This window comes from Paenibacillus artemisiicola, assembly GCF_017652985.1.
GTDB lineage: Bacteria > Bacillota > Bacilli > Paenibacillales > Paenibacillaceae > Paenibacillus_Z > Paenibacillus_Z artemisiicola.
Genome location: NZ_JAGGDJ010000013.1, coordinates 101,672 through 116,568, shown reverse-complemented (window position 1 = coordinate 116,568; position 14,897 = coordinate 101,672). Strand labels below are relative to the sequence as shown.

Here is a 14,897-nt window from a genome sequence, read left to right as displayed (position 1 = left end):
CGGTACACGGATCGGCTGCCGAACGGAGGCGTTCGGAGAAAGGAGTTCAATCATGTCTTTGAATTTATTGCAGGCGCTGTACGAGGAGAAAATCATCGCGATCATCCGCGGCATTCCGGAGGAAGCGGGCGATGCCACGGCAAAGGCGCTGGCCGACGGCGGCATCGTCTTCCTGGAGGTGACGCTGAACACGGACGGGGCGCTCGGCATGATCGCCCGGTTCCGGGAGCAATATGCCGGCCGCATGCGGATCGGCGCCGGCACCGTGCTCGATCTCGGGCAGGCGAAGGAAGCGGTCGCCGCGGGAGCGGAATACATCATCTCGCCGAACCTGGACGAGGAAGTCATCGCGTACGGGCTGGAGCACGACGTGGACGTCTGGCCGGGCACGATGACGCCGACCGAGATCGTGCGCGCATTCAAGGCCGGCGCGACGGCGGTGAAGCTGTTCCCGCTCGGCTCGCTCGGCGTGAATTACTTGAAGGAAATCCGCGCGCCGCTGAACCATATTCCGATGATCGCCACCGGCGGCGTCAACCTGCAGAACATCCGCGGCGTGCTGGACGCCGGCGCGGCCGCGGTCGGACTCGGCGGCAACCTCGTGGACAAGCAGCTCGTCAAGGAAGGGAAATTCGAGGAACTGACGAAGCTGGCGAAGGCGTTCGCGGCGGCGGCGAAGGGCTTGTCGTAACGCGAGCCCGGCAAGCGCACGGCGTTGCTTGAGCCGCGAACCGGACGCGGGCGCGGATAAGACCGCATAGCGAGGATAGCGGCGACAAGCAGCGACAATACCAGCGAAAAAGCCCCGGGGTCCGGGGCTTTTTTTTCGCGCGGGAGCCGGCGGCGCATTCGCGCGCGGCTCGCGGGGCGGCGCGGCGCGGATCGCCGGGCTACGGACGGCGGTTCAATTTGCGGTAGCGGGTCGGCGAGGCGCCGGTGAGCTTCTTGAACGTCCGGTTGAAATGCGCGAATTGCTCGAAGCCGACGGCGACGGCGATGTCCGCGATTTTGTCGTCCGTCGCGGCGAGGAGCGATTGCGCTTCGCGAACGCGCATCAGGTGCTGGTAGCCGACGATCGTGAAGCCCGTGATTTTCTTGAACGTGCGGCTGAGATAGGCGGGGCTGAGCCCGAAGGCGGTGGACAGCTCGGGCAGCGGAAGCCTCTGGCTGAAGTGGGCGTTCAGATGCTTGACGACCTGCCCGATCTTGCGGTGAACGGGACTGAGCGGATCCTCGGCGGCATCGGCGGGCTCGGCCTTCAGCCGGGCCGCGAACAGCAGCAGCTCCGTCAGCAGCAGCCGCAGGGACAGCTCGAAGCCTTCATCCCGCCGCCGCGCTTCCTCGGCCATGCGCGCCAGCAAGCGTTCGACATGCCACTGCTCCTGCGGCTTCAGCCGGAATTGATGCGGCTCGCGCACGAACATCCGCAGCAGCTCGGGCCGGAAGAGCGGATGGTCCTTGCCGAGGAAATCGTCGCTGAAATTCATGACGATCCGCTCGTGCTGCGGGGAGCCGAGCACGGACGTCTTGTGCACGTCGTATTTGTTGATGAAGATCAGATCCCCGGCCGCGACGGAATACGAGGCGTCCTTGATGAAGTAGTACCGCCTGCCCGCCAGCAGATAGTAGATCTCGTACGTGCCGTGATAGTGGTTGTTCCGCTCGAACGGCTCCGTCCGCTGCACCTGGCTGAGGTAGAATTCCCCTTCCTCGTGCCCGTACTCGACGATAACCTGCTCTCTTGCGCTCATGTGCTCACCTCGGGACAAAATCGATCATATATCCGGAGGATTGAACAAAATCGGCCATTCCGCCGGATGTATTTTGTCTTATGATACCATAAGAACACGATGAGAATGGAGGATTCGCGCATGAAGCCGTTCCTGGACGAACGATTTTTGCTGCATAACGAAACCGCTGTCAACCTGTACCACGACTACGCGGCGTCGCTGCCGATCATCGATTACCACTGCCACCTGGACCCGAAGGAAATCGCGGATAACAAGCGGTTCGCCAATTTGGCCGAAGCGTGGCTGTACGGCGACCATTACAAATGGCGCGCCATGCGGGCGAACGGCGTCGAGGAGCCGCTCGTGACCGGCGGGCCGGGCATCGGCGACTACGACCGGTTCGCCGCTTGGGCGCGCACGGTGCCGCAGACGATCGGCAACCCGCTCTATCATTGGTCGCATCTGGAGCTTCGCCGGCTGTTCGGCGTGCATGAGCTGCTGAACGAAACGAACGCCCGCGCCATCTGGGAGCAGACCGGCGCCTGCTTCGCCGGCGAAGGCTATGCCGTCCGCGACCTGATCCGCAAGAGCCGCGTGGCGGTCATCTGCACGACCGACGATCCGGCCGACCGGCTCGAGCACCATCAGGCGATCCGGGCGGACGGGACCGTCGAGGCGCGGGTGCTGCCGTCGTTCCGCCCGGACAAGGCGCTGAACATCCGCAAGGAGACGTTCCGGCCGTGGCTGCGGCGGCTCGAGGAGACGACCGGCCGGGCGATTTTGGATTACGGCGATCTGCTCGCCGCGCTGGAATCGCGGGTCGACGATTTCCACGAGCACGGCTGCCGGGTGTCCGATCATGCGCTGGACGAGGTCCCGCATGCGGACGCTTCGTTCGAAGACGCCGCCGCGGCGTTCAAGAAGGCGCTGGGAGGAGAGCCGTTGTCCAAGGAAGAAGAGGAGCGCTACAAAACCTTTACCCTGCTTCGGCTGGGCGCATGGTACGCGAAGCGGGAATGGGCCATGCAGCTCCATCTGCACGCCCACCGGAACAACAACGGGCGGATGTTCGCGGCGCTCGGCCCGGACACCGGGTACGATTCGATGTACGACGGCCCGCTGGCGAAGGCGGTCGTCGGGCTGCTGGACGCGTGGGAGCGCGAAGGCGCGCTGCCTCGGACGATTTTCTACTCGCTGAACGCGCGGGACAACGACGTGCTGGCGTCGATCATCGGCTCGTTCCAGGGCGGCGGCATCCCGGGCAAGCTGCAGCTCGGCTCGGCGTGGTGGTTCAACGATACGAAGGACGGGATGCTCGCCCAGCTGACCTCGCTCGCGAACATCGGCCTGCTCGGCCGGTTCGTCGGCATGCTGACCGATTCGCGCAGCTTCCTGTCGTTCACCCGCCACGAATATTTCCGCCGCATCCTGTGCAATCTGCTCGGCGGCTGGGCGGAGAACGGGGAAGCGCCGCATGACATGGCCTACCTCGGCGGCATCGTGCAGGACATCTCGTACCGCAACGCGGCAAATTATTTCCGCTTCGACGGCGTGGAAGCGGCGGGAGGGACCGCGCGATGACGGCGAAGGTCAATCCCGGCGGCGCCGTCCCCGGCCTGGCGCAGCTGCCGGAAGGGCAGGCCGTCTGCCGGCTGCCCGTGAAAGTGCTGCAGTTCGGCGAAGGCAATTTCCTGCGCGGCTTCGTCGATTGGATGGTGCAGCGCTGCAACGCGCAGGGGCTGTTCGGCGGGGGCGTCGCCGTGACCCAGCCGCGCCCGGCCGGCAAGCCGAACCTGGAGAAGCTGAAGGCCCAGCGGGGCGCGTATACGCTGCTCGTGCGCGGGCTGCAGGACGGCCGGAAGGTCGAGGAGCGCGAAATCGTCTCCGTGTTCGCCCGGATGATCGATCCGTACGAGGAATGGGACGCCTTCCTGGCGCTGGCCGATTCGCCGGAGCTGGAGTTCGTCGTCTCCAACACGACGGAGGCGGGGCTCGCGTATCAGCAGGCCGAATGGAATCCCGGCGCGCCCGTGGCCTCGTTCCCGGGCAAGCTGACGGTGTTCCTCTATCGCCGGTTCGTGACCTTCGCCGGCGATCCCGAGCGGGGACTGGTTCATCTGCCGTGCGAGCTGCTCGAGCGGAACGGCGACCTTCTGCTGAACATCGTGCTCCGCCATGCGGACGATTGGCGGCTCTCGGAGGCGTTCAAGCGGTGGGTGCGAGCGTCCAACCGGTTCGTGAACACGCTCGTCGACCGGATCGTCACCGGGTATCCCCGCGAGGAAGCGGACGGCTTGTTCGCGGCATGGGGCTATTCCGATCCGCTGCTCGCGACGGCGGAGCCGTACCATCTGTGGGCGATCCAGGCGACGGACGGCCTGGAATCGCGGCTGCCCTTGGCGCAGGCGGGGCTGAACGTGCGCTGGGTCGAGGACCTGACGCCGTACCAGCTGCTCAAGGTGCGCATCCTGAACGGCGCGCACACGATGATGGCGACGCTGGGGCTAGCGGACGGGCTGTCCGAGGTGCGGGAAGCGATGGAGCATCCGGCGTGGGGCGAGGTCTGGGAGCGGGCGCTGCGGGACGAGGTGCTGCCCGGCCTGCCGCTGCCGCGCGCGGAGGCGGACGCTTACGTGAGCGGGACGCTGGACCGGTTCCGCAATCCGTACATCCGGCACCGGCTGACGGATATCGCGATGAACAGCCTGTCGAAATGGCGGACGCGGCTGCTGCCTTCCTTGAAGGCGTACGCGCAGGCCGAAGGGAGCATTCCGGTCGTCATCGCGCGGTCGCTGGCCGCGCTGATCTGGCTGTACCGCCCGCGGGACGCTTACGCCGCGGACGGCGCGCCGGCCGAACCGCGGGACGACGAGACGCTTGTCGAAGCGGTTCGCGGCGCATGGGCGCCGGGGCCGGCCGGCGGCGGATACGATCCGGCGCGCACGGCGGCGAACATTCTGCGCCTGGAGGCGGTATGGGGCGAGGATTTGACGGCGCTGGACGGACTCGCCGAGGCGGTCGCCGCTTCGCTGGCCGAGCGTTTCGGCCGGGGGGACGGGCGGACCCGGAGCGGGGCTTGACGATTGCGGATTTCAACTCAAACACCAGGCAGGCGAACCTGACTAAAGGAGCGTACGAACGAATGGCTAAGAAAAGATACGTGCAGGTCGGCATCGGCGGACGGGCGGAATTCTTCTATTCCGCGATCGCGAACCATTACCGCGAGACGTCTGAGCTGGTCGCGTTTTGCGATATCAACCAAACGCGCATGGACTACGCGAACAAGCTGCTGACGGAGAAATACGATTATCCGGCGGCGCGCACCTATAAACACGACGAGTTCGCGCGCATGATCGAGGCCGAGAAGCCGGACGCGGTCATCGTCACGAGCGTGGACCGGACGCATCATACGTACATCATTCAAGCGCTGGAGCTGGGCTGCGACGTCATTACCGAGAAGCCGATGACCGTGGACGAGGGCAAGTGCCAGCGGATTCTCGACGCCGTCCACCGCACGGGACGCCAGGTGCGCGTCACGTTCAACTACCGCTACGCGCCGCATCACACCAAGGCGCGCGAGCTGATCGCCAAGGGCACGATCGGCGACGTGACGTCGGTGCATTTCGAATGGCTGCTCAACACGCAGCACGGCGCGGACTATTTCCGGCGCTGGCACCGCGACAAGCGCAACGGAGGCGGCCTGCTCGTGCACAAGTCGACGCATCATTTCGATCTCGTCAACTTCTGGATCGGCTCGGAGCCGGACACCGTCTTCGCCATGGGCGACCTGCTCTTCTACGGCCGCGAGAACGCGGAGAACCGGGGGGTGACGAAGTTCTACGACCGCGCGACGGGCAACCCGAACGCGCAGGACGATCCGTTCGCGCTGCATCTGGACGAGAACGAGCATCTGAAGGCGATGTACCTCGACGCGGAAGCGGAGGACGGCTACCGGCGCGACCAGAGCGTCTTCGGCGACGGCATCTCGATCGAGGACACGATGAGCGTGCTGGTCAAGTACAAGAACAAGGCGCAGCTGTCGTACTCGCTTAACGCCTATCTGCCGTGGGAGGGCTACCGCATCGCGTTCAACGGCACCAAAGGCCGCATCGAAATGCAGGTCGTCGAGCAGTCGTACGTCAACTCCGGCGGCGACAAAGCGCTGGAGGGCGCGGTGCAGGGCGTGTCGATCCTCGTCTTCCCGATGTTCGGCGAGCCGTACAAAGCCGAATTCGAGCTGGGCGACGGCGGGCACGGCGGGGGCGACCCGGTGCTGCTGAACGATATTTTCGGCGTTCCGGTCGCGGACGAGTTCAACCGCGCGGCCGACCACGTCGACGGCGCGCGGTCCATCCTGACGGGCATCGCGGCCAACAAGTCGATCCGCACGGGGCAGGCCGTGAAGGTCGACGAGCTGGTCAAGTTTTACGACGGCAAGTAAGCCGGGGAAGACGGAATTGGTTTGCGGGGGAGACACGCCCCTGCGGAAACCAGGCGCAGCTTGTTGAGCGGAAACGGAAACGGAAACGGAAACGGAAACGGACAAAAAGCCAGTTGAGCGGAAACGGACAAAAAGCCGGCTCCCGCGTCGCGTGACGCCGGAGCCGGCTTTTTTGCGCTGGTTATGCGTGGCGGAGCCGCGCGCGGACTTATGTCCGCTCGCCGACGAGGCCGCGCAGCATGGCCAGGGAGCGGCGCACGTCCTCTTCCATGGAGCGCGCGGGCATCGTTTCCCGCGGATGCCACAGCTCGAGCGCGAGCCAGCCTTCGTAGTTGGCGTCGGCCATCGCGTCCGCCAAGGCGCGGAAATCGATGTCGCCCTCGGTCAAGTCCTCGGCCGGCACGCCCCCGCGCTGGTTGCGCAGGTGGAACGCGGCGATCCGCTCCGGGTACCGGCGAACCCAGCCGACCGGGTCGCAGCCGGCGACATGGGACCAGCCGGTATCGACGCACAAGCCGACGGCGGGGTCCGCGAATTCGACGACGGAGCGCAGGTCGGCCTCCGCGTTGTGACGGTCCGCCGCGTGATTGTGCAGGCTGAGGCGCAGCCCGAAGTCTGCCTCGGCCCGCGCGGCGAGCCGGCTCAGATTGTCGCCCTGCCGCTTGACGAGGTCCTCCGGCTTCGGCAGCGGCTGCTTCCAGCCGCCGTACGGGTCGGCGTTCACGAGCAGCTCCTTGCCGCCGGCGGCGGCGAGCCGCTCCGCGGCCGGCAGCGCGCCGGCCTCCACGGCGTCATAGTCGCCGTGGAGCTGCAGGCCGACGTAGGAAGCGGAGACGGCGAGCCCGAATTCCCGCAGCAAGGCCAGCTGCCCGGCGTCGGCGTCGATTTCGACGGCGTCCAGTCCGGCATCGGCGCAAGCCCGGAAAATAGCCCGCCAGTCGACTGCCTTGCCGTCCGATTTCCACCGTTCGCTCCAGCCGTACAGGTTGGAGGAGTATCCGATGATCTTCATGCCCGTTCTCCTTTCGCGCCGGCGATGGCGACGGTTTGCTTCTGCCCGGTCTCCGCGCAGGCGTAGAAGGCGGACAGGCAGCGGAAATGGTCGACCGCGCGGCGGCCCGTGTTCGACAGGGATTCGCCGTTTTGCAGCTCCGCCCAGAAGTGGAAGAGCGGGTTGTCGAAGATGGTCAGGTCGCCGCGCGGCCCGGTCTCGACCTGCTCTTCCACGATGCTGCCGCCCTTGTCGTAGCGGATGTAGACGGGCTGCTTCGAGTCGAACGGATGCCACCGGACGGCGCCGCGCGTGCCTTCGATCTCCGCGCGGCCGCAGGCTTCGCCGTGGGCGCAGGAGGCGCGCTCGTAATGCACGCGGACCGGTTCGCCCGCGCCGCGGAACGTCATGTACGCGCCGGCGTGCGTCTCGACGTCGAAGACGACGTCGGCCGGGTCGGCCTCCGTAACCGGCCGGCGCGTCCATGCGCCGCCGAACTCGATCTCGGCCGGGTCGAGCACGTCGATCAGCGTGGCGAAATCGTACGGCCCCCAGTCGATCAGAATGCCGCCGCCGCTTTTCGACTTGTCCAGGAACCACCGGCTGGCCGGCTGGTACTCGATGCCGGCGCGGCTGCGTTCGCTCTTGTGCGCGAAGGTCGCGTGGTAGACGTCGCCGAGAGCGCCGGAACGGAGGACCCGCTTGACCGCCTCCATATGCGCCATGCCTTTGAAACGGACGCTGCAGCAGCCGAGCTTCCGGCCGCATTCGCCGGCGACGCGCAGCATCTCTTCGGCTTCCGCGTCGTTCATCGCGAGCGGCTTCTCGCACAGCACGTGGCGTCCGGAACGCAGCGCCAGCTTGACCGGTTCCAGGTGCGCGAAGGGCGGCGTGGCGACGATGACGATGTCGTCCTCGCGCGGCGGCTCCGCCGCCAGCATCGCTTCGGCGTCCGCGAAGCGCAGCGCGTCCGGGAACCGCTCGGCGAACGCCTCCAGCGCCGCCGGGCTCGGGTCGGCCACGCGGAGCTCCGCGGTTACCGGGAGCTTCGCCGCCGCTTCGGCATGCGTCCGGGCGATGACGCCCGCGCCGATCAAATACAGTCTCATGCTTGGATCACCTCATCGAGAATTCGCTTTCGTCCCCACTGTATCACGGGCCGGCGCCGAACTCTCGCTCGCCGCGGCCGTAAACTTGTCATTTTGTCCGCGATGCGGCTATAGTGGGTACAGATTCGAAGCGAGGTGGAATGCATGTACGTCGAGCGGCTTCATTTGACGCGATCGTTCTCGTTTATTCCGGTTACGGGCTCGGACGAGGAGCATGACCTGCACGTGCACGATTGCCTGGAAATCGGCGTGCTGCTGCGAGGCGAGCTGACGTACCGGTTCGGCGACCGGACGTACGCCGGCCGGCCGGGCGACGCGTTCCTGTGCCGGCCGTTCGAGCCGCATTGGAGCTACGCGAAGCCGGGCGAAACGTTCGGGGCGATCCTGATTCTGTTCACGCCTTCGGCCGTGCGGGCGGTGCCGGGCGGCAGCCGGCTGCTCGTCCCGTTCTATGCGGGCCGCGGGCTTGCGCCGCTTCTTCCCGCGTCGTCGCCGCGCGCCGCGCGCATCCGCGAGGCGGCGGAGGCGGCCGTGCGGGCGAAGGAGGCGGGAGAAGCCGCCGCGGAGACGAGGCAGTTCGCCGCGCTGCTCGGCATCCTGCTGGAGGTGCACGACTTTGCCGCCGAGTCGGCGGGCGCGGCCGGACCGGGCGCTGCGGCGGGAGCGGGAAGAAGAGCGGGGGCCGAAGCCGCTTCGGCCGGGAATGCCCTGCCGCAAACCGAAATCGCGGATTCCGTCGGTTATTTGCTCGACCGCTACCGCGAGGCGGTGGACGGCGAGGCGCTGGCGCGGCAGTCGGGCATGGGCAAGAGCCGCTACTTCGAGCAGTTCCGCCTGCTCACCGGGGCGTCGCCGCATGAATTAGTCGTGCGGCTGCGCGTGCAGGACGCGATGGACCTGCTGCGGACGACGGACCTCTCCGTCATCGAGATTGCCGAGCGCAGCGGCTTTCAGTCGCTCAGCGCGTTCAATAAGCAGTTCAAGGCGTATTGCGGCGTGTCGCCTCGCGGGTACCGCAACGGCCGGTGAGGAGGAGCAGGGCAGGCGTTTGTCACCTACATAGGAGCGGAAGTGAAGCGTTTCGGTGCAGGAGGGTGACGGGGTCACCTACATGGGTGCGAAGGTGAAGCGTTTCGGTGCAGGAGGGTGACGGGGTCACCTACATGGGTGCGGAAGCGGAGCGTTTCGGTGCAAGAAGGTGATGGGGTCACCTACCTAGTTGCGGAAGTGTGGCATTTAGGTGCAAGAAGGTGACGGGGTCACCTACATGGGTGCGAAGGTGGAGCGTTTCGGTGAAGGAGGGTGACGGGGTCACCTACCTAGGTGCGGAAGTGGAGTATTTAGGTACAAGAAGGTGATGAGGTCACCTACATAGGAGCGGAAGTGGAGCGTTTCGGTGCAGGAGGGTGATGGGGACAACTACATGGGTGCAAAGGTGAAGCGTTTCGGTGCAGGAGGGTGACGGGGTCACCTACATGGGTGCGAAGGTGGAGCGTTTCGGTGAAGGAGGATGACGGGGTCACCTACATAGGTGCGGAAGTGGAGCGATTAGGTGCAAGAAGGTGACGAGGCAGCCTACATAGGTGGGGAAATGGTGCGTTTCGGTGCAGGAGGGTGACGGGGTCACCTACATGGGTGCGAAGGTGGAGCGTTTAGGTGCAAGAAGGTGAGGGGGTAGCCTACATAAGTGACGGAAGTGGTTAAGTGCACGAAAGCGACGAGGGAGACCTCAGCTTGGTTACAAATCTTTCACGCGCGAAAGAGAGTGACGGAGCTAATTACAGGAGGTGCTCTACCATTTCCTCCGGTTGCGCCGAAAAAAGCTTCCAACGATAAAAGCCTCCAACCCCGCCGACTAGGCGAGGCAAGAGGCTTTTTTGCGCGTAGGGAAGCCCGAATCCTCGCCGCCAGAACCGCTCAGCGACGCTGCAAATGTCGCGGGCAAGCGAGACTTGCTTGGCACGGGGACGCCTACCTGCCGCGCCTCGCCGCGTCAGCCGCAGGAGCAGTTCAACACCGGCTTGCGTGCCGCCGTCGCTTCGTCGAGCCGGCGGACGGCCGTGCCGTACGGCGCGTTCAGGACGACGTCCGGGGTCAGCCGCGCTTCCTCGGCGATGCGGATCATCGCGTCGATGAAGCCGTCGAGCGTTTCTTTGCTTTCCGTCTCCGTCGGCTCGATCATGATGCATTCCTCGACGTTCAACGGGAAATAGACGGTCGGCGGATGATAGCCGAAGTCGAGCAGCCGCTTGGCGACGTCGAGCGTGCGGACGCCGTACGGCTTCAAGCCGCGGCCGGACAGGACGAATTCATGCTTGCACACGCCCGGATACGGCACCTCGTAGTGCGACGACAGCCGGTGCATCATGTAATTGGCGTTCAGCACCGCGCATTCGGATACGTGGCGCAGTCCCTCCGGACCGTAAGTCCGGATGTACGTGTACGCCCGGACGAGGATGCCGAAATTGCCGTAGTACGCCTTCACGCGGCCGATGGACGACGGACGGTCGTAGTCGAAATAGTACGTTCCGTCGTCGCGGCGGCCGACGGTCGGCTTCGGCAGAAACGGAATCAGCGCGCGTTTGACGCCGACCGGACCGGCGCCCGGGCCGCCGCCGCCGTGCGGGGTGCTCATCGTTTTGTGCAAATTCAGGTGGACGACGTCGAAGCCCATGTCGCCCGGCCGGGCGATGCCCATGATGGCGTTGGAATTGGCGCCGTCGTAATAGAGCAGGCCGCCCGCCTCGTGCACGATCCGCGCGATCTCGGCGATCTGCTCCTCGAACAGGCCGAGCGTGTTCGGGTTGGTCAGCATGAGCGCGGCGGTGTCGGTGCCGACGGCCGCGCGCAGCGCGCCCAGGTCGACCAGGCCGCGCGCGTCGGACGGCACGGTCACCGTCTCGAAGCCGGCGACGGTCGCGCTGGCCGGGTTCGTGCCGTGCGAGGAATCCGGGACGATGACCTTCGTCCGGCGCTCGCCGCGGCTTTCGTGGTAAGCGCGGATCATCATGAGCCCGGTCCATTCCCCGTGGGCGCCGGCGGCGGGCTGCAGCGTCACCCGGTCCATGCCCGTCAGCGCGGCAAGGTCGTTTTGCAGCGTATGGAGCAGCTCCAGCGCGCCCTGCAGGCTTTCCTCCGGCTGATACGGGTGCAGGTTGGCGAAGCCGCCGAGGCGCGCCGCGTCCTCGTTGATTTTCGGATTGTATTTCATCGTGCAGGAGCCGAGCGGGTAAAAGCCGTTGTCGACGCCGAAATTGCGGCGCGACAGCTCCGTGTAATGCCGCACGACGTCGACCTCGTACACCTCGGGCAGCTGCGCCGGCGTCTGCCGCAGCAGCGCTTCGGGAATGAGCGCGGAGAGTCTCTCCTCCGGCACGTCGCACGCCGGCAGCGAATAGGCGACGCGTCCCGGGCGGCTGAGCTCGAAGATCAGCGCTTTGTCCGGCTTGACCGGCTCGCCCGGGGCCGTGGCGCTTTCGGGCACATTCGTGTTCGTCATGCGGATGCCTCCTCTAATTTGGCCGCGAAGCCGTCGATTTCGCCGCGCGTCCGCTTCTCCGTGACGGCGACGAGCATATGGCCCGCCAATTCCGGATAAGCGAGGCCGAGATCGTACCCGCCGAGATAGCCGCCGCGCAGCAGCGCCAGATTCGCGTCCTTGACGGAGACGCCTTCGGGCAGCCGGACGACGAATTCGTTGAAGAACGGCGCCGCGAACGGCAGCGAGAAGCCGCCGCGCGCCGCTACCGCGCCGGCTGCGTAATGCGCCTTCCGCGCGTTGAGCGCGGCGACGTCGATCAAGCCCTGCTTGCCCATCGTCGACAGGTAGATCGAAGCGCACAGCGCGAGCAGCGCCTGGTTGGAGCAGATGTTGGAGGTCGCTTTCTCCCGCCGGATATGCTGCTCGCGCGCCTGCAGGGTGAGCACGAAGCCGCGCTTGCCGTCGATGTCCTTCGTCTGGCCGACGATGCGGCCCGGCATCCGGCGCATGAGCGGCTCCGCGACCGCGAAGAAGCCGCAGGTCGGGCCGCCGAGCGACTGCGGAATGCCGAGCGGCTGCGCGTCGCCGACGACGATGTCCGCGCCGAGCTTGCCGGGCGCCTCGAGCAGGCCGAGCGCGATCGGATTCGCGCTGACGACGAGCAGCCCTTCCACGCCGTGGGCGATCGGCGCGATGGCGGCCAGATCCTCGAGGCAGCCGAAGAAATTCGGCGACTGCACGAGCACGGCCGCCGTCTCCGGCGTGACCGCCCGGCGCAGGGCGTCAAGGTCGGTCGAGCCGTCCGGGGCGTAGCCGACCTCGACGAGCTCGAGGTTCAGGCCGCGCGCCGTCGCGGCGACGACCTCGCGCGCTTCCGGATGGACCGCGCGGGAGACGACGATGCGCTTGCGCTTGGCCGCGCCCGACGCCAGCGCGGCCGCTTCCGCGAGCGCCGTCGCGCCGTCGTACATGCTGGCGTTGGCGACGGCCATGCCGGTCAGCTCGCAGATGTACGACTGGAACTCGAAGATGGCCTGAAGCTCGCCTTGGCTGATCTCCGGCTGGTACGGCGTATAGGCCGTATAAAATTCGGACCGCGTCGCCAAATGGTTGATGACGACGGGAATGTGGTGATCGTAGATGCCCGCGCCGAGGAAGCTCGCGCGGGTGCCGGTATCGGCGTTCCGCCCGGCGAGTTCCTTCAGGTGCCCGAGCAGGGACGGTTCGTCCAGCGCAGGGGACATCGGCAGGACGCCGCGGCAGCGGATGTCCTCGGGGATGTCGCGGAACAGCTCCTCGACGGAGCCCGCCCCGATCGCCGCGAGCATCTCGGCGCGGTCTTCTTCGGTCATGGGAATATAGCGATGCGCGTTGGCCATGGGAATCACTCCTTCGGGGTTCGTTTGTAAAACGGGGCCGGCACGACTCGGGCGTGCAGCAGCTTGCCGCGGACGTCAACCTGCAGCTCCGTGCCGAGCGCGGCGAAGCGGGCGTCGACGAGGGCGAGCCCGAGATTGCGCTTCAGCGTCGGCGACTGCGTGCCGGACGTCACCTCGCCGATGCGACGGCCGTCGCCGTAGACGCTATACGCATGCCGCGGAATGCCGCGGTCGATCATTTCGATGCCGACGAGCTTGCGCGTCACGCCGCCGGTCTTCTGCGCCAGCAGCGCGTCGCGGCCGATGAAATCGCCTTTGTCCAGCTTCACGAAGTAGCCGAGTCCCGCCTCGAGCGGCGAGATCGCGCTCGACAGCTCCTGGCCGTACAGCGGCAGCCGGGCTTCGAAGCGGAGCGTATCCCGCGCGCCGAGGCCGGCGGGCACGAGGCCGTAAGGCTTGCCCGCCGCAAGCAGCGCGCGCCAGGCCCGCGGCGCGTCCTCCGCGGCGAGGCAGATTTCGAAGCCGTCCTCGCCCGTGTAGCCGGTTCGCGAGACGAGCGCCTTCGCGCCGCCGACCGGGACGCCGGTGGCGAAATGAAACGGCGTCAATTCGCGGCCGTCGAAACCGCCGCCGGTCGCGTCCCGCAAAATCACGGCGGCTTCCGGACCCTGCAGCGCGAGCAGGGCGAACGCGTCGGAACGGTCCTCGAGGGCGACGTCGCCGATCAGATGCTCGCGCAGCCACTCGAAGTCCTTGGCGATATTGGCGGCGTTCACGACGAGCAGGTACTGGTCGTTCGTGATCCGGTAGACGAGCAGGTCGTCGACGACCCCGCCGTCCGGGTAGCACAAGAGCGCGTATTGCGCCTGGCCGTCCTTCAGCTTGGCGACGTCGTTGGTCGTCAGCCGCTGCAGGAACGCCTCGGCGAAGCAGCCGGTCACGAGGAATTCGCCCATATGGGACACGTCGAACAGGCCGGCCCGCGCGCGGACGGCCTCGTGCTCCTTCTGAATGCCGGAGAACTGGACGGGAAGCTCCCATCCGCCGAAATCGATGCATCGCGCTTCGGGAAATTCGGCGTAAAGCGGGTAGATCGGGGTGCGTTTGAGCGGGTTCTCCATACTTGAACCTCCTTGGACGGGTTTGAACGAACGCAAACGGTCGAAAACGCAAAGAAGGACAGCGGCGAAAAGAAGCGTCGCCCGAAGCAGCATAGCCGCTCGGCGCCCGATCGTTTCGCTCTGTCCTTTGTACCTGAGAGTTGCCCCGCGGGCGCTATTGCCCGGGGTTTCCCCGTGGGTGACGCCGCGGACTTCCCGCGTCCGGTGCGGCGTGCTCTCCAGAGGCGCGTCCGATAAAGGTCCTTTTGCCTGAGAGATTCACCCGGCCGGGCTTACTCCTTCGGCGCCGCGATCGTGCCATCCGCGATCTCTCCCGTTATCATCATCCGCATATTCGGTTGGATAATTTACTTATACATGACATTCTTGTCGAACGTCAACGGGGAAACGCGAAAAAAATAAATTGCTTGTTAGGTATATTGACATGAGCTCGTCCGGTCCGGTAAGCTAGGCATACATACGATCATAAGCGGATGACGATGGATGGGAGAGACCCGGCAGGGAAGCGTTTCCCGCGGGCACCGAAGGAGCAAGTCGACGGCTAGCCGGCCGGCGATCAATCTCTCAGGTACAAGGAACCGCCATTCGACGCGGCTCTGGAGAGAGCGTGCAGCCACCAAAGGGGTAAACGCGGTCCGTCCGGGC

At 66.0% G+C, this 14,897-nt stretch carries 11 protein-coding genes and 3 riboswitches; of the genes, 5 read left to right on the top strand and 6 right to left on the bottom strand.

The genetic code is table 11. The features are described from left to right. The first annotated feature begins 52 nt into the window (after positions 1-52). On the top strand, positions 53-691 hold the full coding sequence (locus tag I8J29_RS17105; RefSeq protein WP_208848750.1) for a bifunctional 4-hydroxy-2-oxoglutarate aldolase/2-dehydro-3-deoxy-phosphogluconate aldolase: 639 nt from the start codon (positions 53-55) through the stop codon (positions 689-691). A 199-nt stretch (positions 692-890) separates the two neighbouring features. Here I8J29_RS17105 and I8J29_RS17100 read toward each other — a convergent pair whose 3' ends face one another. Next, complete coding sequence (locus I8J29_RS17100) at positions 891-1,751, bottom strand: AraC family transcriptional regulator (protein WP_208848749.1); 861 nt, start codon at positions 1,749-1,751, stop codon at positions 891-893. 120 nt (positions 1,752-1,871) lie between these two features. On the opposite strand from I8J29_RS17100, the gene uxaC reads away from it, so the two are divergent. From uxaC to I8J29_RS17085, 3 genes are all read left to right on the top strand, one after another. Then, complete coding sequence (uxaC, locus tag I8J29_RS17095; RefSeq protein WP_208848748.1) at positions 1,872-3,311, top strand: glucuronate isomerase; 1,440 nt, start codon at positions 1,872-1,874, stop codon at positions 3,309-3,311. Next, on the top strand, positions 3,308-4,810 hold the full coding sequence (locus I8J29_RS17090; RefSeq protein ID WP_208848747.1) for a tagaturonate reductase: 1,503 nt from the start codon (positions 3,308-3,310) through the stop codon (positions 4,808-4,810). The genes uxaC and I8J29_RS17090 overlap by 4 nt, the downstream gene beginning before the upstream one ends. A gap of 62 nt (positions 4,811-4,872) precedes the next feature. Next, positions 4,873-6,171, top strand: coding sequence for a Gfo/Idh/MocA family protein (locus I8J29_RS17085; protein WP_208848746.1), 1,299 nt, complete (start codon positions 4,873-4,875; stop codon positions 6,169-6,171). A 208-nt stretch (positions 6,172-6,379) separates the two neighbouring features. Here the strand turns inward: I8J29_RS17085 and I8J29_RS17080 are convergent, their stop codons facing one another. Together I8J29_RS17080 and I8J29_RS17075 are read right to left on the bottom strand one after the other, a co-directional pair. After that, positions 6,380-7,183 (bottom strand): sugar phosphate isomerase/epimerase family protein, encoded by an 804-nt coding sequence (locus tag I8J29_RS17080; protein WP_208848745.1) that lies wholly within the window; start codon positions 7,181-7,183, stop codon positions 6,380-6,382. Further along, complete coding sequence (locus I8J29_RS17075) at positions 7,180-8,271, bottom strand: Gfo/Idh/MocA family protein (protein ID WP_208848744.1); 1,092 nt, start codon at positions 8,269-8,271, stop codon at positions 7,180-7,182. Before I8J29_RS17075 ends, I8J29_RS17080 begins: the two co-directional genes overlap by 4 nt. 144 nt (positions 8,272-8,415) lie before the next feature. On the opposite strand from I8J29_RS17075, the gene I8J29_RS17070 reads away from it, so the two are divergent. Further along, positions 8,416-9,300 carry an AraC family transcriptional regulator gene (locus I8J29_RS17070; RefSeq protein ID WP_208848743.1) on the top strand — a complete coding sequence of 295 codons (885 nt, stop codon included), beginning with the start codon at positions 8,416-8,418 and terminating at the stop codon, positions 9,298-9,300. Positions 9,301-10,264: 964 nt separating this feature from the next. Here I8J29_RS17070 and gcvPB read toward each other — a convergent pair. Genes gcvPB through gcvT form a run of 3 tightly spaced genes read right to left on the bottom strand, consistent with a single transcriptional unit; the run spans position 10,265 to position 14,252 of the window. Beyond that, entirely contained in the window at positions 10,265-11,770 is a 1,506-nt protein-coding gene (gene gcvPB, locus I8J29_RS17065; protein ID WP_208848742.1) for an aminomethyl-transferring glycine dehydrogenase subunit GcvPB, read from the bottom strand. After that, a complete protein-coding gene (gcvPA, locus tag I8J29_RS17060) occupies positions 11,767-13,131 on the bottom strand; it encodes an aminomethyl-transferring glycine dehydrogenase subunit GcvPA (protein ID WP_208848741.1) in 1,365 nt (454 codons plus the stop codon). The genes gcvPB and gcvPA overlap by 4 nt, the downstream gene beginning before the upstream one ends. Positions 13,132-13,136: 5 nt before the next feature. After that, positions 13,137-14,252, bottom strand: coding sequence for a glycine cleavage system aminomethyltransferase GcvT (gene gcvT, locus I8J29_RS17055; RefSeq protein WP_208848740.1), 1,116 nt, complete (start codon positions 14,250-14,252; stop codon positions 13,137-13,139). Positions 14,253-14,370: 118 nt separating this feature from the next. After that, a riboswitch (glycine riboswitch) is annotated at positions 14,371-14,476 on the bottom strand. A gap of 3 nt (positions 14,477-14,479) precedes the next feature. Continuing rightward, positions 14,480-14,578, bottom strand: a riboswitch (glycine riboswitch). A gap of 147 nt (positions 14,579-14,725) precedes the next feature. Next, positions 14,726-14,843, top strand: a riboswitch (glycine riboswitch). The last annotated feature ends 54 nt before the right edge of the window (positions 14,844-14,897 follow it).